Source organism: Xanthomonas sp. LMG 12462 (assembly GCF_009192885.1).
In the GTDB taxonomy this organism is placed as follows: Bacteria; Pseudomonadota; Gammaproteobacteria; order Xanthomonadales; family Xanthomonadaceae; genus Xanthomonas_A; species Xanthomonas_A sontii.
The window spans coordinates 25,472-44,609 of record NZ_NMPP01000088.1; the positions used below are offsets into that span (position 1 = coordinate 25,472).

General features: G+C 65.4%; 30 protein-coding genes. 2 read left to right on the top strand and 28 right to left on the bottom strand.

The features are described 5' to 3' along the window. The first annotated feature begins 123 nt into the window (after positions 1 to 123). Together CEK69_RS19195 and CEK69_RS19200 are read left to right on the top strand one after the other, a co-directional pair. A complete protein-coding gene (locus CEK69_RS19195) occupies positions 124 to 2,265 on the top strand; it encodes a TonB-dependent receptor (RefSeq protein ID WP_152247417.1) in 2,142 nt (713 codons plus the stop codon). 232 nt (positions 2,266 to 2,497) lie between these two features. Then, a complete protein-coding gene (locus tag CEK69_RS19200) occupies positions 2,498 to 3,382 on the top strand; it encodes a CocE/NonD family hydrolase (protein ID WP_017913012.1) in 885 nt (294 codons plus the stop codon). A gap of 170 nt (positions 3,383 to 3,552) precedes the next feature. Here the strand turns inward: CEK69_RS19200 and CEK69_RS19205 are convergent, their stop codons facing one another. The 28 genes from CEK69_RS19205 to rpsJ all read right to left on the bottom strand — a co-directional run bounded on the left by CEK69_RS19205 (position 3,553) and on the right by rpsJ (position 18,668). Further along, positions 3,553 to 4,065, bottom strand: a complete 513-nt coding sequence (locus CEK69_RS19205) for a disulfide bond formation protein B (protein WP_043095224.1) — start codon at positions 4,063 to 4,065, stop codon at positions 3,553 to 3,555. 194 nt (positions 4,066 to 4,259) lie between these two features. Further along, the gene (gene rplQ, locus CEK69_RS19210) at positions 4,260 to 4,643 is read right to left on the bottom strand and encodes a 50S ribosomal protein L17 (protein WP_010340456.1); all 384 of its coding nucleotides are present in this window, start codon (positions 4,641 to 4,643) and stop codon (positions 4,260 to 4,262) included. A 200-nt stretch (positions 4,644 to 4,843) separates the two neighbouring features. After that, positions 4,844 to 5,842 carry a DNA-directed RNA polymerase subunit alpha gene (rpoA, locus tag CEK69_RS19215; protein ID WP_152247419.1) on the bottom strand — a complete coding sequence of 333 codons (999 nt, stop codon included), beginning with the start codon at positions 5,840 to 5,842 and terminating at the stop codon, positions 4,844 to 4,846. A gap of 51 nt (positions 5,843 to 5,893) precedes the next feature. Then, the gene (gene rpsD, locus CEK69_RS19220) at positions 5,894 to 6,523 is read right to left on the bottom strand and encodes a 30S ribosomal protein S4 (protein WP_010340454.1); all 630 of its coding nucleotides are present in this window, start codon (positions 6,521 to 6,523) and stop codon (positions 5,894 to 5,896) included. Positions 6,524 to 6,537: 14 nt separating this feature from the next. Continuing rightward, complete coding sequence (gene rpsK, locus CEK69_RS19225; protein WP_003470632.1) at positions 6,538 to 6,930, bottom strand: 30S ribosomal protein S11; 393 nt, start codon at positions 6,928 to 6,930, stop codon at positions 6,538 to 6,540. Positions 6,931 to 6,939: 9 nt separating this feature from the next. Continuing rightward, the gene (gene rpsM, locus CEK69_RS19230) at positions 6,940 to 7,296 is read right to left on the bottom strand and encodes a 30S ribosomal protein S13 (RefSeq protein WP_010340453.1); all 357 of its coding nucleotides are present in this window, start codon (positions 7,294 to 7,296) and stop codon (positions 6,940 to 6,942) included. Positions 7,297 to 7,636: 340 nt separating this feature from the next. Beyond that, positions 7,637 to 9,007, bottom strand: coding sequence for a preprotein translocase subunit SecY (gene secY, locus CEK69_RS19235; RefSeq protein ID WP_150410920.1), 1,371 nt, complete (start codon positions 9,005 to 9,007; stop codon positions 7,637 to 7,639). Positions 9,008 to 9,014: 7 nt separating this feature from the next. After that, entirely contained in the window at positions 9,015 to 9,458 is a 444-nt protein-coding gene (gene rplO / locus CEK69_RS19240; protein WP_010340451.1) for a 50S ribosomal protein L15, read from the bottom strand. 6 nt (positions 9,459 to 9,464) lie between these two features. Beyond that, entirely contained in the window at positions 9,465 to 9,656 is a 192-nt protein-coding gene (rpmD, locus tag CEK69_RS19245; protein ID WP_010340450.1) for a 50S ribosomal protein L30, read from the bottom strand. Next, positions 9,649 to 10,194 (bottom strand): 30S ribosomal protein S5, encoded by a 546-nt coding sequence (gene rpsE, locus CEK69_RS19250; RefSeq protein ID WP_010340449.1) that lies wholly within the window; start codon positions 10,192 to 10,194, stop codon positions 9,649 to 9,651. Before rpsE ends, rpmD begins: the two co-directional genes overlap by 8 nt. Before the next feature lie 155 nt (positions 10,195 to 10,349). Then, positions 10,350 to 10,709 (bottom strand): 50S ribosomal protein L18, encoded by a 360-nt coding sequence (gene rplR, locus CEK69_RS19255; RefSeq protein WP_010340448.1) that lies wholly within the window; start codon positions 10,707 to 10,709, stop codon positions 10,350 to 10,352. Positions 10,710 to 10,800: 91 nt separating this feature from the next. Beyond that, positions 10,801 to 11,328, bottom strand: coding sequence for a 50S ribosomal protein L6 (gene rplF / locus CEK69_RS19260; RefSeq protein ID WP_017908703.1), 528 nt, complete (start codon positions 11,326 to 11,328; stop codon positions 10,801 to 10,803). A 16-nt stretch (positions 11,329 to 11,344) separates the two neighbouring features. Continuing rightward, positions 11,345 to 11,743, bottom strand: a complete 399-nt coding sequence (rpsH, locus tag CEK69_RS19265) for a 30S ribosomal protein S8 (protein WP_010340446.1) — start codon at positions 11,741 to 11,743, stop codon at positions 11,345 to 11,347. 254 nt (positions 11,744 to 11,997) lie between these two features. Beyond that, complete coding sequence (gene rpsN, locus CEK69_RS19275; RefSeq protein WP_010341607.1) at positions 11,998 to 12,303, bottom strand: 30S ribosomal protein S14; 306 nt, start codon at positions 12,301 to 12,303, stop codon at positions 11,998 to 12,000. Between the two features lie 108 nt (positions 12,304 to 12,411). After that, positions 12,412 to 12,954, bottom strand: coding sequence for a 50S ribosomal protein L5 (gene rplE / locus CEK69_RS19280; RefSeq protein ID WP_010341606.1), 543 nt, complete (start codon positions 12,952 to 12,954; stop codon positions 12,412 to 12,414). 11 nt (positions 12,955 to 12,965) lie between these two features. Further along, a complete protein-coding gene (gene rplX / locus CEK69_RS19285) occupies positions 12,966 to 13,283 on the bottom strand; it encodes a 50S ribosomal protein L24 (protein WP_043093029.1) in 318 nt (105 codons plus the stop codon). A 15-nt stretch (positions 13,284 to 13,298) separates the two neighbouring features. Then, positions 13,299 to 13,667, bottom strand: a complete 369-nt coding sequence (gene rplN, locus CEK69_RS19290) for a 50S ribosomal protein L14 (protein WP_003486699.1) — start codon at positions 13,665 to 13,667, stop codon at positions 13,299 to 13,301. Positions 13,668 to 13,681: 14 nt separating this feature from the next. Next, a complete protein-coding gene (gene rpsQ, locus CEK69_RS19295) occupies positions 13,682 to 13,951 on the bottom strand; it encodes a 30S ribosomal protein S17 (protein WP_010341599.1) in 270 nt (89 codons plus the stop codon). Between the two features lie 11 nt (positions 13,952 to 13,962). Beyond that, complete coding sequence (gene rpmC / locus CEK69_RS19300) at positions 13,963 to 14,148, bottom strand: 50S ribosomal protein L29 (protein WP_010341597.1); 186 nt, start codon at positions 14,146 to 14,148, stop codon at positions 13,963 to 13,965. Next, positions 14,148 to 14,561, bottom strand: coding sequence for a 50S ribosomal protein L16 (rplP, locus tag CEK69_RS19305; protein WP_003470657.1), 414 nt, complete (start codon positions 14,559 to 14,561; stop codon positions 14,148 to 14,150). The genes rpmC and rplP overlap by 1 nt, the downstream gene beginning before the upstream one ends. A 5-nt stretch (positions 14,562 to 14,566) precedes the next feature. After that, entirely contained in the window at positions 14,567 to 15,301 is a 735-nt protein-coding gene (gene rpsC, locus CEK69_RS19310; RefSeq protein ID WP_010341595.1) for a 30S ribosomal protein S3, read from the bottom strand. A gap of 17 nt (positions 15,302 to 15,318) precedes the next feature. Beyond that, on the bottom strand, positions 15,319 to 15,654 hold the full coding sequence (gene rplV, locus CEK69_RS19315) for a 50S ribosomal protein L22 (RefSeq protein ID WP_003470663.1): 336 nt from the start codon (positions 15,652 to 15,654) through the stop codon (positions 15,319 to 15,321). Between the two features lie 12 nt (positions 15,655 to 15,666). Continuing rightward, a complete protein-coding gene (gene rpsS / locus CEK69_RS19320; protein WP_010341594.1) occupies positions 15,667 to 15,936 on the bottom strand; it encodes a 30S ribosomal protein S19 in 270 nt (89 codons plus the stop codon). A gap of 6 nt (positions 15,937 to 15,942) precedes the next feature. After that, entirely contained in the window at positions 15,943 to 16,770 is an 828-nt protein-coding gene (rplB, locus tag CEK69_RS19325) for a 50S ribosomal protein L2 (protein WP_010341593.1), read from the bottom strand. A 10-nt stretch (positions 16,771 to 16,780) separates the two neighbouring features. Beyond that, positions 16,781 to 17,080, bottom strand: coding sequence for a 50S ribosomal protein L23 (rplW, locus tag CEK69_RS19330; protein ID WP_010341592.1), 300 nt, complete (start codon positions 17,078 to 17,080; stop codon positions 16,781 to 16,783). Next, positions 17,077 to 17,682 (bottom strand): 50S ribosomal protein L4, encoded by a 606-nt coding sequence (rplD, locus tag CEK69_RS19335; RefSeq protein WP_010341591.1) that lies wholly within the window; start codon positions 17,680 to 17,682, stop codon positions 17,077 to 17,079. Before rplD ends, rplW begins: the two co-directional genes overlap by 4 nt. A gap of 12 nt (positions 17,683 to 17,694) precedes the next feature. After that, on the bottom strand, positions 17,695 to 18,345 hold the full coding sequence (gene rplC / locus CEK69_RS19340) for a 50S ribosomal protein L3 (protein WP_010341590.1): 651 nt from the start codon (positions 18,343 to 18,345) through the stop codon (positions 17,695 to 17,697). Positions 18,346 to 18,356: 11 nt separating this feature from the next. Further along, positions 18,357 to 18,668: a 30S ribosomal protein S10 gene (gene rpsJ, locus CEK69_RS19345; RefSeq protein ID WP_010341589.1), complete on the bottom strand. Its 312-nt coding sequence runs from the start codon at positions 18,666 to 18,668 to the stop codon at positions 18,357 to 18,359. Positions 18,669 to 19,138: the final 470 nt, after the last annotated feature.

Below are 19,138 nucleotides of genomic sequence, written 5' to 3' on the forward strand. Positions count from 1 at the left end.
AGCGCCAGGACATGAACGGCAAGCAACATCGCGATGCCACCATGACTTCCGGCCTACGCCGGCGTTTTTGCGAAAGCACACTGTTATTAAGTAACAATTCCTTTCCATTCGGTCCACCTCGCCATGACACGTCGCCCCCTCTCCTCCGCCATCGCCCTGATCCTCCTGGTCGCCCCCGGCCTCGCCCTCGCTGCGGATACCGCCGCCGACAGCACCGCTGCCGCCGAGCCGACCGTCGATCTCGATCCGGTCACCGTCACCGCCAAGCTGGAAGCTGCGCGCAACGCGCTGTCGCCGGACATCGGCAGCAGTCAGTACGCGATCAGCGCCGAGGACATCGCGCGCCTGCCGCTGGGCGCTTCCACCCCGCTCAACCAGGTGCTGCTGCAGGCGCCGGGCGTAGTCCAGGATTCCTATGGCGGCATCCATGTGCGCGGCGACCACGCCAACCTGCAGTACCGCATCAACGGCGTGATGATCCCCGAATCCATCTCCGGCTTCGGCCAGACCCTGGATCCGCGCACGATCAAGAACATCCGCCTGCTCGACGGCGCGCTGCCGGCGCAGTTCGGCGACCGCACCGCGGCGGTGGTCGACATCACCACCAAGAACGGCGTGGAACTGGGCAACGGCGGCAGCGTCGGCATCACCGGCGGCTCCTACGGCACGCTCAACCCCAACGCCTCGTGGTGGGGCAGCGACGGCCGCTTCAGCTGGTTCGCCAGCGGCAACTACCTGCAGAACCGCATCGGCATGGAAAACCCCACCGACAGCGACAACCCGATCCACGACAAGACCCACCAGGGCAAGGGCTTCGCCGACCTCAGCTATCTGCTGAACGAGAACACCCGGCTCAGCCTGCTGGTCGGCTACGCCAACAACCGCTTCCAGATCCCCAACAACCCGGGGCAGACGCCGGCCTTCACCTACCAGGGCACCAGCACCTTCGATTCGGCGCAGCTCGACGAGAACCAGCGCGAGAACACGCGCTTCGGCACCCTGGTGCTGCAGGGCGCGCTCGGCGACACCAGCTACCAGCTGTCGGCCGGCCAGCGCTACAGCAGCGTCGCCTTCTCCCCGGACATCGCCGGCGACCTGATCTTCAACGGCATCGCCTCGCAGGTGCAGCGCGCCAACCGCGCCAGCACCCTGCAGGCCGACTTCTCCACGCCGTGGGGCAGCACCCACACCTTGCGCTACGGCGTGTACGGCAACTTCGAACACGCCAACGCCAGCAACAACGCCTATGTGTTCCCGGCCAACGACGACGGCAGCCAGAGCAGCGACGTGCCGCTGTTCATCCCCGACGCCAACCGCTTCCACGCCAGCACCTACGCGGTGTACCTGCAGGACGAATGGCAGCCGAGCGACGCCTGGACCATCAACTACGGCGTGCGCGGCGACCGCTACAAGGCCTTCGGCACCACCGAGGGCCAACTCAGCCCGCGCCTGGGCGTGGTCTGGCACGCCAGCGACAGCACCACCCTGCACGCCGGCTATGCGCGCTACTTCACCCCGCCGGCCACCGAGCTGATCTCCACCAGCGACATCGCCCTGTACGACGGCACCACCAACCAGCAGTCGGCGGCGGGTGGCCCGACCAAGCCGCTGAGCGAGCGCAGCGACTACTACGATCTGGGCATCTCGCAGATGGTCGGCGACCACCTGACCCTGGGCCTGGACACCTACTACCGCAAGGCCGACCGCCTGCAGGACGAAGGCCAGTTCGGCGCCGCCTACGTCTACTCCACCTTCAACTACCGCTACGGCCGCATCCGCGGCGCCGAGTTCAGCGCCGACTACAGCAACGGCCCGATCAACGCCTACTTCAACGCGGCCTACAGCAAGGCCATGGGCAAGCGGGTGATGACCAGCCTGTACAACTTCGACCCGGACGCGCTGGCCTACGCCTACGACCACTGGATCCACCTGGACCACGACCAGAAGCTGACCTCCTCCGGCGGCATCAACTACGCCCTGGCCGACGACAGCCGCATCGGCGCCGACTACCTGTTCGGCAGCGGCCTGCGCACCGACGCCGACGGCGTGCCCAATGGCGGCGAGCTGCCGGCGTACTTCCAGCTCAACCTCAGCGCCGGCCACGACTTCGCCCTGGCCAGCAGCCACCCGCTGCACGCACAGCTGGCCGTGCTCAACGTGCTCGACCGCCACTACCAGTTGCGCGACGGCGGCGGCATTGGTGTGTTCGCGCCGCAGTGGGCGCCGCGCCGCGGCGTCTACCTGAGCCTGCAGCAGGACTTCTGAGCCAGCCACGGCGACGGCCTGCGACGTGCCACCCGGCACGCCGCAGGCCTCGCGTTCAGCCGCAGGTGACGGGTCCGGCGACACGCCGTGGCCCGTCCGGCACTACAGTGGCACCATGTGCCGCGTCGTGGCCATGGCGTCGCCCCGCCCGAGGGAGGCGCCCCACAGCGGCATCCCCGCGCCCGGACCGCCACGACGCGTTGCCACGCATCCGTCCAGGCAGGTGCCACCCATGCGTCGACATCTGTTCGCCGCCGCCCTCGCGGCCGCCATCCTCACCCTCGCCGCACCGCCGCCGGCGCACGCCGAACGCGTCACCGACTTCCGAATGCCGGTGGTCGTGCAAGGCGTCGACTACGATCTCGCCGCGCGCGTGTATCGACCGACAGGCCCCGGCCCGTTCCCGCTGATCGTCATCCATCACGGCACACCGGCGGACAAGCGCAAGCTCGCCGACACCCGGCTTGGTTTCGCCCGCGCCGCGCGCTGGTTCGCCGCCCGTGGCTACATGGTGGTGCTGGCGCTGCGGCCTGGCTACGGCAGTTCCAGCGGAAGCTACCTGGAAGGCGCAGGCAACTGCCACGACGTCGATTTCGTCGTCGCCGGGCGCAGGATCGCGGCGGCCGAGGCGGCGATCGTCGACGCCGCCGCTCGCCTTCCCGACGTGGACCCGCGGCGCATCGTCGTGGTCGGCCAGTCCGCCGGCGGCCTCGGCGCGGTGGCGCTGGCCAATGCGCCGCCATCCGGCGTGCGTGGCGTGATCAGCTTCGCCGGCGGGCGCGGCAGCAACGGCAAGGAGGTCATCTGCGCCGGCGAGGACCGCCTGGTCGAGGCGGAGAAGACGCTGGGCGCGGCGAATATGCTGCCCCAGCTATGGCTGTACGCCGAGAACGATCACTTCTTCCGGCGCGACCTAGCGCATCGCATGTACGAGGCCTACCGCGCGGGCTCGACCCCGCCGGTGACCTTCGTCGATCTGCCGCCGTTCCGCGACGATGGCCACAAGACCTTCGCGCAGGCCGATCCGTCGGTCTGGGCCAGGCCGGTGGCGGCATTCCTCGCCCAGGTGGTTCCGCAGGCCGACGGAGCGCGGGCGCCGGCCAGCGCGTCGCGCTGACCGACAGCCCGGCACTGCACAAACACCGGGGGCGCCGGACGGACAGGATGGGCAACGTCGGTGCGCGTCAGCGGCATACGTCAGCGCTGCCCGCGACGGCCGCAGCAGCGCCCGGCGGGTTGCCGACGGTCGCCATCAGACCAAGCGACCGACGCGCAGCGGCAAGACGGTCAGATCAGCGTGCGCTTGCGGCTCTTGAACCCGGCATACAGCGCGAACACCGCCAGCAACACGAAGCAGATCAGGCACCACATCGGCATCGATAGGCCGAGGAAGCGCCAGTCGATGTTGCCGCAGTCGCCGGTGCCGGTCAGCACCCGGCGCAGCACCTCGAACGGTCCCATGGTCTCGCGCAGGAAGCTCAGAGGCGGGCCGCAGGACGCCATCGGGTCCGGGAACAGCTGCACCGAGACATGCTTGGTGGAGATGCCGGCGCCCACGAGCGCGGCCAGGAAGGCCAGGACGCCATAAATTTTGCGCCCGCCGGCGCTGCGCGGCCCGTGCAGGGCACCGAGCAGGAACAGCACGCCCAGCGCGGCGAACGCGATGCGCTGGAAGATGCACAGCGGGCACGGCTCGATGCCCAGCTGCAGCTGCACGAAGATCGCATAGCCCAGCAGGCCGGCACAGATCAGAAAGCCGAGCAGGAACTGCGCGCGGAAACCCCAACGTAACGGATTCATCGGACTCGAACTCGCATCGACGATCCACGCATTATCCGCGATCGTGCGCTCCATCACCATGTGTCATGGCGCTGTCGGCCGCCCCAGCCCGCGCCGCGACCGCGCTCTCCCCATCCCCAAGCCCGACTCCGCGATCCCCAAAAACAAAAAAGCCCGGACATGCCGGGCTTCTTGCTGCTGCAGATGCGAACCGATTACTCGGCCACTTCCTCGGCCACGGCCGGGCGATCGACCAGCTCGACGTACGCCATCGGCGCGTTGTCGCCGGCGCGGAAGCCGCACTTGAGGATGCGCAGGTAGCCGCCCGGGCGCGCCTGGTAGCGCGGGCCCAGCGTGGTGAACAGGGTGCCGACCGCTTCCTTGTCGCGCAGGCGGGCGAACGCCAGGCGGCGGTTGGCGACGTTGTCGACCTTGGCCAGGGTGATCAGCGGCTCGGCGACGCGGCGCAGTTCCTTGGCCTTCGGCAGGGTGGTCTTGATCAGCTCGTGCTTGATCAGCGACGCCGCCATGTTCTTGAACATCGCTTCGCGGTGGGCGCTGGTGCGGCTGAACTTGCGGCCGGATTTCTGGTGACGCATGGGTTGGGATTCCTATGGAAGAGTGTGACTGTTGGAAATCGCTGTCGCCGTCCTGGCGTTGAAAGTGGACTGCGGATGGTCCGTGCCGGCCGTCCCTGACCGGGCGACGCCGCGGGCTTGGCGACCCGTCGACGTGGTGATGCGGATGAAGCGAACGACACGCGGCCGATGCCTTGCGGCACCGGCCGGATGCGCAAAACTCAGCCGAGCATGCCGTGCTGGGCGACGCCGGCCGGCGGCCAGTTCTCCAGCTTCATGCCGAGCGACAGGCCACGCTGGGCCAGCACTTCCTTGATCTCGGTGAGCGACTTCTTGCCCAGGTTCGGGGTCTTGAGCAGCTCGACTTCGGTCTTCTGGATCAGATCGCCGATGTAGTAGATGCTCTCGGCCTTCAGACAGTTGGCCGAACGCACGGTCAGTTCCAGATCGTCGATCGGACGCAGCAGCACCGGATCCACGCCGTTGCTGGCCGGCTTGGCCGCGCCACGGTCGCGATGGGTGAAGTCGCCGAACACCGACAGCTGGTCGCTGAGGATGTCGGCGGCGGTGCGCACGGCTTCCTCGGCATCGATCGTGCCGTTGGTTTCGATGTCCAGGACCAGCTTGTCCAGGTCGGTACGCTGCTCGACGCGGGCCGATTCGACCGCGTAGGCGACGCGGCGCACCGGCGAGAACGAGGCGTCCAGGACCAGGCGACCGATGGTGCGGGTCTCTTCGTCCGGACGGCGGCGCGCGGCGGCCGGCTGATAGCCGAAGCCACGCTCGATCTTCAGACGCATGCTGATCGCCGTGTCCTTGGTCAGGTGGCAGATCACGTGGTCGTTGTTGAGGATCTCGACGTTGTGGTCGGTCTTGATGTCGGCGGCAGTGACCGTGCCCGGACCCTGCTTGGACAGCGACAGCGTGGCGCTGTCACCGGTATGCATGCGGATGGCCACGTCCTTGAGGTTCAGCAGGACTTCCAGCACGTCCTCCTGCAGCCCTTCGACCGTGGTGTACTCGTGCAGCACGCCGTCGATCTCGACTTCGGTGATCGCGAAGCCGGGAATCGAGGACAGCAGCACGCGACGCAGGGCGTTGCCCAGCGTATGCCCATACCCGCGCTCCAAGGGCTCGATCACGACCTTGGCGCGGTTGTCGGTAAGGCGTTCGATCTGCGGCCCACGCGGGCGCAGAACCTGGTTGGCGGTAACCGTCATGTTGCGGGTTCTCCTGACGAGCCTCCGTGGACCGGAGGCTCTCCGATGTGATTACTTCGAATACAACTCGACGATCAGCGCTTCGTTGATGTCGGCAGGCAGGTCCGCACGGTCCGGCACGGCCTTGAAGATGCCGCTGAACTTCTTCGAATCGACCTCGACCCACGACGGGTTCAGGTCGTGCGTTTCGGCAACGGTCAGCGCTTCCTGCACGCGAAGCTGCTTCTGCGCCTTTTCCGACAGGGCGATCGCGTCGCCGGCCTTGACCTGGTACGAGGCCAGGTTCACCGACTTGCCGTTCACCAGCACGCCACGGTGCGAAACCAGCTGGCGCGCGGCCGGACGGGTGACGGCGAAGCCCATGCGGTAGACGACGTTGTCCAGGCGGGTTTCCAGCAGCTGCAGCAGGTTCTCGCCGGTGTTGCCCTTCTTGGTCGAGGCCTTCTTGTAGTAGTTGCGGAACTGACGCTCCAGCAGACCGTAGATACGCTTGACCTTCTGCTTCTCGCGCAGCTGGGTGGCGTAATCGGACAGCTTGCCCTTGCGGGCGGTCGCGCCGTGCTGGCCGGGCTTCTGCTCCAGCTTGCACTTGGAGTCCAGCGCACGCGCCGGGCTCTTGAGGGAAAGATCGGCGCCTTCGCGGCGCGCGAGCTTACAGGTAGGACCGATATAACGAGCCATTTCTTATCGCTCCTTTAGACGCGACGCTTTTTCGGCGGACGGCACCCGTTGTGCGGGATCGGCGTCACGTCGATGATGTTGGTGATCTTGTATCCGACGTTGTTCAACGAACGGACGGCGGACTCGCGACCCGGACCCGGGCCCTTGATGCGCACTTCCAGCGACTTCACGCCGTAGTCGAGCGCAGCGCGCCCGGCCTTCTCGGCGGCCACCTGCGCCGCGAACGGCGTGGACTTGCGCGAACCGCGGAAACCGGCGCCACCGGAGGTCGCCCAGGACAACGCATTGCCCTGACGGTCGGTGATGGTCACGATGGTGTTGTTGAACGAAGCGTGGACGTGGGCGACGCCGTCGGTGACGACGCGCTTGATCTTCTTCTTGGTCTTTGCTGCTGCGGGCTTAGCCATGTCGGTCCCTTACTTCTTGATCGCCTTGCGCGGACCCTTGCGGGTGCGGGCGTTGGTACGGGTGCGCTGACCGCGCAGGGGCAGGCCACGACGGTGACGCAGGCCGCGGTAGCAGCCCAGGTCCATCAGTCGCTTGATGGCGATGCCGATTTCGCGACGCAGGTCGCCTTCGACGATGTACTTGCCGACTTCGAGACGCAGGCGCTCGATTTCCGGCTCGGACAGGTCGCGGATCTTGGTGGTCGAGGTCACGCCTGCGGCTTCGCAGACCTTCTTCGAACGGGTACGGCCGATGCCGTAGATGCTTTGCAACCCGACCCAGACGTGCTTCTGGGCTGGCAGGTTGACGCCTGCAATACGCGCCATGACGCGGTTCTCCAACTGAGTGATGGCCCGACGGCGCACCACGGCGCCATCCGGCAGGATGGATCAAAAAGTGAACTTGTAAGTCTAGCAAGGTCTCGGGTTACATGGAAGCCCGCGGAACCGCAAGGTTCCGCAAGCCCGGCATGGGGAGTGTGCCCATGCTCCGGCGCCGGACGTCGTTGGCGAGGCGATGTGTCCACCTTGCCGCCCGCGCTACTCCAGCGCAGGACCACCACGTCTCACCCGCGCACGAGACCGCTGCACGGGCCGCCCTTCAAGTCGGAAGACTGCGCCCGGGTGCCGGGGGCGTCTTCGCGGAAGGATTCAAACAGTATAGCAATCAACCGCGGGCAAAACCGCCGCCGCGCGAGCCGCCCTTGAGGTTGGCCTTCTTCAACAGGCTTTCGTACTGGTGCGACATCAGGTGCGCCTGGATCTGCGCGATGAAGTCCATGACCACCACGACCGCGATCAGCAGCGAGGTGCCGCCGAAGTGGAACGAGGTGCCGAGCTGGGCACGCATCACTTCCGGCAGCAGGCACACGATCACCAGGTACACCGAGCCGGCCGCGGTCAGGCGGGTCAGCACGCCGTCGACATAGTCGGCGGTGGCCTTGCCCGGACGGATGCCCGGAATCAGCGCGCCGGACTTCTTCAGGTTGTCCGCGGTTTCCTGCGAGTTGAACACCAGCGCGGTATAGAAGAACGCGAAGCCGATGATCAGCGAGGCGAACACGATCATGTGCACCGGCTCGCCCGGGCCCAGCGCGTTGGCGATGCGCTGCAGCCACATACCGAACGTGCTGTTGGAGGCGGCCTGGCCCGACCACATCGACAGCGTCGCCGGGAAGGCGAGGATGCTCGAGGCGAAGATCGGCGGAATCACGCCGGCCATGTTGAGCTTCAGCGGCAGGAACGAGGTCTGGTTCATGTACGCGTTGCGACCGCCCTGGCGGCGCGCGTAGTTCACCGTGATCCGTCGCTGCCCGCGCTCGACGAACACCACGAACAGGGTGAAGGCGAGGATGGTCAGGACGATCAGCAAAAGCGAGATGAAGCTCATGTTGCCGTCGCGGTAGGCTTCCACGGTCTGGATCGCCGCCGCCGGCAGGCCGGCGACGATGCCGGCGAAGATGATCAGCGAGACGCCGTTGCCGATGCCGCGCTCGGTCACCTGCTCGCCGACCCACATCAGGAAGATGGTGCCAGCGGTCAACGCGATCACCGCGGTGAGCACGAAGCCCATGCCGGGGGCGTAGACGACCGGCGCGCCGCCCGGTGCGGTCTGGTTCTGCAGCGCCAAGGCGATACTGCCGCCCTGCACCACCGCCAGCAGCACCGCGCCGATGCGCGAATACTGGGTGATCTTGCGCCGGCCCGACTCGCCTTCCTTCTGCATCGCCTTCAGCGACGGAAAGATGTGCGTGGCCAGCTGGATCACGATCGATGCCGAGATGTACGGCATCACGTTCAGCGCGAAGATGCTGAAACGGTGCAGGGCGCCGCCTGAGAACATGTTGAACATGTCCACGATGCCGCCGCCCTGCGCCTGCATCAACGCAAGCATGGCTTCGGGATTGACGCCCGGCACCGGCACGTAGCAGCCGATGCGATAGACGATCAATGCGCCGAGAACGAACAACAGGCGCTGGCGAAGTTCCGTGAACTTGCCGAGCCCGCCGCCGAGGTTACCCATGCCAGCCTGCGCCATCTGCGTGTTACTCCTGCACGCTGCCGCCGGCAGCTTCGATTGCCGCCTTGGCACCGGCGGTCGCCGCAACGCCCTTCAGCACGAACTTCTTGGTCAGTTCGCCCTTCAGGACCACCTTGGCCTTCTTCGCGGTGCTCGGGACCAGCTTCGCGGCGCGCAACGCAGCGAAATCGATCTCGCCAGCCGGCAGGTTGTCGAGCTGGTAGGACAGCACTTCGGCGGTGTCCTTGGCCATCTTCGAACGGAAGCCGATCTTCGGCAGACGGCGCTGCATGGGGGTCTGGCCGCCTTCGAAGCCAGCCTTGATCTTGCCGCCGCCCTTGCGCGCGAACGAACCCTTGTGGCCGCGGCCAGCGGTCTTGCCGAGGCCGGAACCGATGCCGCGACCGACGCGGGTGCGCTCGGTACGCGCGCCCGGCGCGGGCTTCAGATCATTCAGATGCAAAGTCATGGTCGATTACTCCTCAACCTGGACGAGGTACTGAACCTTGTTGATCAGGCCGCGCACTTGCGGGCTGTCCTTCAGTTCGCGCACATCGTTGAGCTTGTTCAGGCCCAGGGCACGCACCGACAGGCGGTGACGCGACTGGGTACCACGCAGGCCGCGCACCAGGCGCACCTTGACGGTCTTGGTGGATTCATTAGCCATGGGTCAGATCCTCCACCTTCTTGCCGCGCTTGGCCGCGATGCGGGCCGGCGACTGCATGTCTTCCAGGCCGCGCAGGGTGGCGCGCACCAGGTTGATCGGGTTGCGCGAACCGACGGCCTTGGCCAGCACGTTCTTCACGCCCACCGCTTCCAGCACGGCGCGCATCGCACCGCCGGCGATCACGCCGGTACCTTCCGAGGCCGGCATCATGAACACGCGCGCCGCGCCGTGGCCGGACTTCACCGGGTGCCACAGGGTGCCGTTGTTCAGATCGATGTTGAGCATGCCCTTGCGCGCATACTCCATCGACTTCTGGATCGCGACCGGCACTTCGCGCGCCTTGCCGTAACCGAAGCCGATCTTGCCGTTGCCGTCGCCGACCACGGTCAGCGCGGTGAAGGTGAACTGGCGACCGCCCTTGACCGTCTTGCTGACGCGGTTGACCGCGACCAGCTTCTCGATCATGCCGTCGTCGACTTTCTCTTCGCGGTTGCGGTCGCGATCACGACCCCGCGGTGCACGCTGTTCTTCAGCCATTGTGATGTCCTTGATAGAGGAAAAGATTTACGGCTTCGTTGCCGCTTGTGGTTGTGATCTGGAGCCGTGTTCCCCGGACGCGCGCAGAAGGCGCGCCAAGGTCCGATGCAGCCCGCATCGGCGGGACGGACGCGGCATCGCCGCGGCCGCAAGGATCAGAACTGCAGGCCGCCTTCGCGCGCGGCGTCGGCCAGCGCCTTGATGCGGCCGTGGTAGCGGTAGCCCGAGCGGTCGAAGGCGACCTTCTCGACGCCCGCGGCCTTGGCGCGCTCGGCGATCAGCTTGCCCACCTTGGCGGCGGCGTCGCTGTTCTTGCCGTTCTTCAGGCCGTCCTTGACGTCGGCCTGCAGGGTGTTCGCCGCGGCGAGGACCTTGGAGCCGTCGGCGGTGAAGACCTGCGCGTACAGGTGCTGGCCGGTGCGCAGCACCGACAGGCGGGCGACGCCGAGCTCGCGGATGTGGGCGCGGGTCGACTTGGCGCGACGCAGGCGGGCGATGTTCTTGTTGATGCTCATGGTATGTGTCCTAGGAAAGCTGAAGGGGAACAGGCTTTTGCAGTGGAGAGTCCGGCCATGGATGGCCGGGCTCCTCGCAGAAGGACCTGCCTTAGGCCTTCTTGGCTTCCTTGCGAATGATGGCTTCACCGGCGTACTTCACACCCTTGCCCTTGTAGGGCTCCGGCGGACGGAAACCGCGGATCTTGGCGGCGACTTCGCCGACGCGCTGCTTGTCGGCGCCCTGCACCAGGATCTCGGTCTGGGTCGGAGCGGCCAGGGTGATGCCTTCCGGCGCGCTGAACACGATCGGGTGCGAGAAACCGAGCGCCAGGCTCAGGTCCTTGCCCTGCATCGTGGCACGGTAGCCGACGCCCACCAGCTCAAGCTTGCGCTCGAAGCCCGCGGACACGCCCTGCACCATGTTCGCCAGGATGGCGCGAACGGTGCCGGTGATGGCGATGTGCGACGGATCGTTCGCCGAAAGCGTGGCGACACCGTTTTCCTGCTTGATTTCGACGCCGGCCGGCTTCGGCAGCGACAGGGTGCCCTTCGGGCCCTTGACGCTGACCTGATCGGCCTGGACGGTGAGTTCGACGCCCTTCGGGAGGGAGATCGGCTTCTTGGCTACGCGGGACATGTGAGTACTCCTTCCCTTAGGCCACGAAGCACAGGACTTCGCCACCGACGCCGGCCTGACGGGCCTGCGCATCGGTCATGATGCCCTTGGACGTGGAAATGATGGCAACGCCCAGACCGCCGAGAACCTTCGGCAGCTCGGTCTTGCCGCGATACTGGCGCAGACCCGAACGCGAAACGCGCTTGAGCGTATCGATGACCGGACGGCCCTCGAAATACTTCAGCACGATTTCCAGTTCGGACTTGTTGTTCTCGATCGCGTTGACGCGCAGATCGCTGATGTAGCCTTCGGCCTTCAGCACTTCCGCGATCGCAACCTTGATCTTGGAGGACGGCATCTTCACCGTCGGCTTGCCAACCGCGGCCGCATTCTTGATGCGAACCAGCAGGTCGGCGATGGGATCAGTCATGCTCATGGTGTCTACCTTTGAGTGCACCGATATCCGCTTTCGCGAAAATCTTGTGTGGTGGAGCGGTGGAATGACGCAGGGGGTGAAGCGCGCAACCGCCGGAGGAACCCGCGGCGGCTGCCATACCCGTCCCTGCCGTGAGGCAAGGAGCGGGAGTATACGACAAAAAGTCCGACTTGCGTCGGACTCGTTGTCTGAACGACACGCGGGCGGCTAGACCGCCCTGCCCGGCCCCGCGAACAGGACCGGCGCCGCTGGCATTACCAGCTGGCCTTGCGCAGGCCCGGAACGTCGCCGTTCATGGTCGCCTTGCGCAGCATGTTGCGGCCCAGGCCGAACTTGCCGTACACGCCACGCGGGCGGCCGGACAGTTCGCAACGGGTGCGCTGGCGGCTCGGCGACGAATCGCGCGGCAGCTTCTGCAGCTTGGTCACGGCCTCGGCCTTCTCGTCGTACGAGGCGGTGCCGGAGGCGATGATCTTCTTCAGCGCATCACGCTTGTCGGCGAACTTCTTCGCCAGCTTCTTGCGCTTGATGTCGCGGTTGACCATGGAGGTCTTTGCCATCTGTAAATCCTCGGGATTCGAGATTGGGGATTTGAGATCTGCGGAACCCGGGGTGGCGGGCCTGACGCCCTTCCATCCCGAATCCCGAATCCCGAATCCCGGCGTCAATCAGTTACGGAACGGGAACTTGAACGCTTCGAGCAGCGCCTTGGCTTCGGCGTCGGTCTTGGCGGTGGTGGTGATGGCGATATCCATACCGCGGATCGCGTCGACGGCGTCGAAGTCGATTTCCGGGAAGATGATCTGCTCCTTCACGCCCATGTTGAAGTTGCCGCGGCCGTCGAACGAACGACCCGAGACACCACGGAAGTCGCGCACGCGCGGCAGCGAGATGTTGATCAGGCGGTCCAGGAACTCGTACATCTTGGCGCGACGCAGCGTGGTCTTGCAGCCGATCGGCCAACCATCGCGGATCTTGAACGAGGCCACCGAGATGCGCGACTTGGTCACCACCGGCTTCTGGCCGGAGACCTTGGCCATGTCGGCAACGGCGTTTTCCAGGATCTTCTTGTTCGTCGCCGCCTCGCCCACGCCCATGTTCAGCGTGACCTTGACCAGCTTCGGCACTTCCATCGGATTGGTGTAACCGAACTTCTTCATCAGAGCCGGTACCACTTCTTCCTTGTAGATCTTTTCGAGACGGGAAGTCATTGTGTCATTCCTCAGGCGTCGAGCGCCTCACCGCTGGAGCGGAACACACGCAGTTTGCGTCCATCCTCCAGCACCTTGAAGCCAACGCGGTCGCCCTTGCCCGTCGCCGGGTTGACGATCGCCACGTTGGAAATATGGATCGACGCTTCGCGCTCGACCACGCCGCCGGCGACGCCCGCCTGCGGGTTCGGCTTGGTGTGGCGCTTGACGATGTTCGCGTTGGAGACGACCACGCGGTCGCCGTCGACGCGGACGACTTCGCCCTGCTTGCCCTTGTCCTTGCCGGTGGTGACGACGACCTGGTCGCCCTTCTTGATACGGTTAGCCATGTGTATGTCCTCCGCTCACAGCACTTCGGGAGCGAGCGAGACGATCTTCATGAACTTCTCGGACCGCAGCTCGCGGGTCACAGGCCCGAAGATGCGCGTGCCGATCGGCTCCTGCTTGTTGTTGAGCAACACCGCGGCGTTGCCGTCGAAGCGGATCAACGAACCGTCCGGACGACGCACACCCTTGCGGGTACGCACGACGACGGCGTCGTAGACTTCGCCCTTCTTGACCTTGCCGCGCGGGATCGCATCCTTGACGGTGACCTTGATGATGTCGCCAATGTGCGCGTAGCGGCGCTTGGAGCCGCCGAGCACCTTGATGCACATCACTTCCTTGGCGCCGGAATTGTCGGCGACGTCGAGGTAGCTCTGCATCTGGATCATGATTCAGATCTCCCTTATTCGGCCGCGCGGGTGACGATTTCCACCACCCGCCAGTTCTTGGTCTTGGACATCGGCGCAATCTCGGTCACGCGCACGACATCGCCTTCGTTGCAGGCGTTGTCGGCGTCGTGGGCGTGGAGCTTGGTCGAGCGCTTGATGTACTTGCCGTACAGCGCATGCTTGACCTGACGCTCCACCAGCACGGTGACGGTCTTGTCCATCTTGTTGCTGACCACACGGCCTTCGACCGTGCGCAGCGTCTTGCTTTCGTTATTGTCGCTCATCGCGGCCATCCTTACTTCGTGCTGCCGAGCAGGTGCTTGACGCGAGCGATCTCGCGGCGCACCCGGCGGGTTTCGTGAGTCTTCGGCAGCTGCCCGGTGACCTGCTGCATGCGCAGGGCGAACTGCTCCTTGCGCAGATCGGTCAGGTGGGCCTTCAGATCGTCGGCCGACTTCTCGCGGAGTTGTTTGATATCCATCAGCGTACCGTCCGGGTCACGAAGGTGGTGGTCACCGAAAGCTTGGCAGCGGCCAGGCGGAACGCCTCGCGCGCGACATCTTCGCCGACGCCTTCGATTTCATAGATCATGCGACCGGGCTGGATCTGCGCGACCCAGTACTCGACGTTACCCTTACCGGAGCCCATTCGCACTTCGATCGGCTTCTTGGTGATCGGCTTGTCCGGGAACACGCGGATCCACATCTTGCCGCCGCGCTTGACGTAGCGGCTGATCGAGCGGCGCGCCGCTTCGATCTGGCGCGCGGTCAGCTGACCGTGCGCCGTGGCCTTCAGCCCGTACTCGCCGAAGCTGACGGCGTTTCCGCTCCACGCCAGGCCGTCGTTACGACCCTTGTGCATCTTGCGGTATTTGGTTCGCTTGGGTTGCAACATTGCCGTTACCTCGCTTCACGGGCCGGACGCGACGGACGGTCGCCACGGTCGCCGCGATCGTTACGATCGTTGCGCGGGGAATCGTCCTGCTTTTCCTGGCCAACCTGGGAGAAATCGAAGATCTCGCCCTTGTAGATCCAGACCTTGATGCCGATGATGCCGTAGGTCGTCTTGGCTTCAGCGAAGCCGTAGTCGATGTCGGCACGCAACGTGTGCAGCGGCACGCGGCCCTCGCGGTACCACTCGGAACGGGCGATTTCCGCACCGTTCAGACGGCCGGCGACGTTGACCTTGATGCCCAGGGCACCCAGGCGCATCGCGTTGCCGACCGAGCGCTTCATCGCGCGGCGGAACATGATGCGACGCTCCAGCTGCTGCGCGATCGACTCGGCGACCAGCTGCGCATCCAGCTCCGGCTTGCGCACTTCGGTGACGTTGATGTGGGCGGGGACGCCCATCATCTCGCTCACTTCCTTGCGCAGCTTCTCGATGTCCTCACCGCGCTTGCCGATCACCACGCCCGGGCGGGCGGTGTGGATCGTCACGCGCGCGGTCTTGGCCGGACGCTCGATCAGGATCTTGCTGATGCCCGCCTGCGCCAGCTTCTTGCGCAGCATTTCGCGGACCTTGAGGTCGGCTGCCAGGTAACCGGCGAACTCGGCCTTGTTGGCGTACCACTTGGAATTCCAGTCCTTGGCGATACCCAGGCGGATTCCGATCGGATGAACTTTATGACCCATCGTCTTTTCCTTTCCGCTTACTTGGCGGCGCCCACAACCACAGTGATGTGGCTGGTGCGCTTGAGGATGCGGGTACCGCGGCCTTTCGCCCGCGCCATGAAACGCTTCAGGGTCGGACCTTCATCAACCATGATGGTCTTGACCTTCAGCTCGTCGACATCCGCGCCTTGGTTGTTCTCGGCATTGGCGATCGCCGACTCCACCACCTTCTTGATCAGGTGGGCAGCCTTCTTGTCCGAGAACTTCAGCAGGTTGACCGCCCGCTCGGCGGAAAGACCACGGACCTGGTCGGCGACCAGGCGGGCCTTCTGCGGGGAGATGCGCGCGGTGCGCAGGATTGCTTTCGCTTCCATCGTCATCTCTCCTTACCGGCCCGACTTCTTGTCGCCACCGTGACCCTTGAAGGTCCGGGTGACGGCAAATTCGCCGAGCTTGTGGCCGACCATGTTCTCGTTGACCAGCACCGGAACGTGGTTCTTGCCGTTATGCACGGCGATGGTGAAACCCACCATCTCCGGCAGGATCATCGAGCGACGCGACCAGGTCTTGATCGGACGCTTGCTACCGGCCGCGGCCTCCACCTTCTTGACGAGGTGGTGATCGACGAACGGGCCCTTCTTGAGTGAACGTGCCATGGTCGATTAGCCCCTACGATCGCGGACGATGAATTGTTCGGTGCGCTTGTTATGGCGCGTCTTGTAACCCTTGGTCGGGACACCCCACGGGGTGACCGGATGCGGATTACCCTGACCGGCCTTCGCCTCACCACCACCGTGCGGGTGGTCGACAGGGTTCATGGCCGCACCGCGAACGGTCGGACGCACGCCGCGCCAGCGCTTGGCGCCCGCCTTGCCCAGCTTCTCGAGGTTGTGCTCGTCGTTGCCGACTTCGCCGATGGTGGCGCGGCACTCGGACGGCACCTTGCGCATTTCGCCGGAGCGCAGACGCAGGGTGGCGTAGATGCCTTCACGCGCGACCAGCTGCACCGCGGCGCCGGCGGCACGCGCGATCTGCGCGCCCTTGCCCGGCTTCAGCTCGATCCCGTGGACGGTGGTACCGACCGGGATGTTGCGCAGCGGCAGGGTGTTGCCGGTCTTGATCGGCGCATCCGAACCGGCGATCACTTGGTCGCCGGCCTTCAGGCCCTTCGGCGCGATGATGTAGCGGCGCTCGCCGTCGGCGTAGCACAGCAGGGCGATATGGGCGGTGCGGTTGGGATCGTATTCGATCCGCTCCACGCGCGCCGGGATACCTTCCTTGTTGCGCTTGAAGTCGATGACGCGGTAGTGCTGCTTGTGGCCACCGCCGACGTGGCGGGTGGTGATGCGGCCGTGGTGGTTACGACCACCGGACTTGCTCTGCTTTTCCACCAGTGCAGCGTGCGGGGCGCCCTTGTGCAGATCGGGCGTGACCACGCGCACGGCCGAACGACGGCCTGCGGAGGTGGGCTTGAATTTCATCAATGGCATGGGATGTACCTCAGGCCTTGGCCGTTACGTCGATGGACTGGCCTTCGGCCAGACGCACGTACGCCTTGCGCCAATCGCCGCGACGACCGCTGCGCGAACGGAAGGACTTATTCTTGCCCTTGACGTTCAACACGTTGACCGACTCGACCTTGACGTCGAACAGCTGCTCGACCGCGGCCTTGACATCGGCCTTGGTGGCTTCGTTCGAAATCTCGAAGACGTACTGATTGGAGAGTTCCTGCAGGCGCGCGGTCTTTTCGGAGACACGCGGAGCGCGCAGCACGCTGAAGATTTTTTCGTTGCTGCTCATGCCAGCCACTCCTCGACCTTCTTGACCGCATCGGCGGTGATCACGACCGTATCGGCCCCGACCAGCGACACCGGATCCAGGCCCTGCACGTCGCGCACTTCCACGTAGGGAAGGTTGCGGGCGGACAGGTACAGATGCTCGGACGCTTCTTCGGTCACGATCAGCGGGCGCTTGCCCACTTCCAGACCCTTCAGCTTCTCGACCAGGCCCTTGGTCTTGCTGGCCTCGACGTCGAACGCGTCGACGACCATCAGGCGGCCCTGGCGGTTCAGTTCCGAGAGGATCGCGCAAATGGCCGCGCGGTACATCTTGCGGTTGACCTTCTGCTCGAAGCTGCGCGGCTTGGCCGCGAAGGTCACGCCACCGCCGACGAAGATCGGAGCGGTCAGCGCGCCGTGGCGAGCGCCACCGCCCTTCTGCTTCTTCGACTTCTTGGTGGTGCCGTTGACTTCCGAACGCGTCTTCTGCGCCTTGGTGCCGGCGCGGCCGGCGTTGCGATAGGCGACGACGACCTGGTGAACCAGATCCTCGCTGAAATCGCGGCCGAACACGGCGTCGGAGACCGAGACCTTGTTGTTGCTACCCGTGATAACGAGTTCCATCGTCATCTCTCCTTATGCCTTGCTAGCCGGACGCACGATCACGTCGCCACCGGCAGCGCCAGGCACAGCGCCGCGAATGGCGATCAGGCCACGCTCGACGTCGACCTTGACCACTTCCAGATTCTGCGTGCTCTGCTGCACCGCGCCCATGTGGCCGGACATCTTCTTGCCCGGGAAAACGCGACCCGGGGTCTGGCGCTGACCCAGCGAACCCGGCGCGCGATGCGACAGCGAGTTACCGTGGGTGGCATCGCCCATGCGGAAGTTGTGCCGCTTGATGGTGCCCTGGAAGCCCTTACCCTTGGTGACGCCCTGGACGTCGACCTTCTGGCCGACGGCGAAGATGTCCGCCTTGATTTCGCCGCCGACGGCGAACTCGCCCAGCTGCGCGTCCTCGACGCGGAACTCCCACAGGCCGCGACCCGCTTCGACCTTCGCCTTGGCGAAATGGCCGGACGCCGGCTTGTTGACCAGCGCGGCGCGACGGGCGCCCACGGTGATCTGCACGGCGCTGTAGCCGTCGGCTTCGACGGTCTTGAGCTGGGTGATGCGGTTCGGGGTCGCTTCGATCAGGGTGACCGGGATGGAGCGGCCGTCTTCGGTGAAGACGCGGCTCATGCCGGCCTTGCGGCCCACGAAGCCCAACGAATACTTCTTCGTCATGGTCGTAGTCCTCAGGTCAACTTGATCTGGACATCGACGCCAGCCGCGAGCTCGAGCTTCATCAGCGCGTCCACGGTCTTGTCGTTGGGGTCGACGATGTCGAGCACGCGCTTGTGCGTGCGGGTCTCGTACTGGTCACGCGCGTCCTTGTCGACGTGCGGGGAAACGAGGATGGTGTAGCGTTCGATCTTGGTCGGCAGCGGGATCGGGCCACGCACTTGCGCGCCGGTCCGCTTGGCCGTCTCGACGATCTCGCTGGCCGAACGGTCGATCAAACGATGATCGAACGCCTTCAGCCGAATCCGGATCTTTTGGTCCGCCATGACGGTGGGTTCCTTCGTTAAAAGAGCGACGGGCAAGGCCTCTGGGATACCTGCCCCGGTTGTTTCCTGATGTCGTACCGCAGAGCATCCGGCTCGGCGGGGGCATTCCTCCGCCCCAAAAACTGGGGCAGACCAGTCGACCCGGCCTGCCCAGACGGAAAAGTATAATGCGCAGCTAGAGCAGCGTCAACAACCCGGGGCTGTTGAGTGCTCCATGCGACGCGACCTTCCCGGTCCTGCGAACACGAGCGGCGTCCTGCCTCTCTTTTCGCTGTCTTACCGGCGCCCTACCCAGGAACGCCGAGCCGCGCATTATAGCGACGACTTCACGCCTCCGCAACACCTCGCGCCAACAAATCGCCAGAACGTTCGCACACTCGGAAACGACGAAGGGCCGACTTGCGCCGACCCTTCGCGATGCCGGCGACCGAGGTCGCTGGCGATTCCAGCCGGCGGCCTGCGCCGCCGGA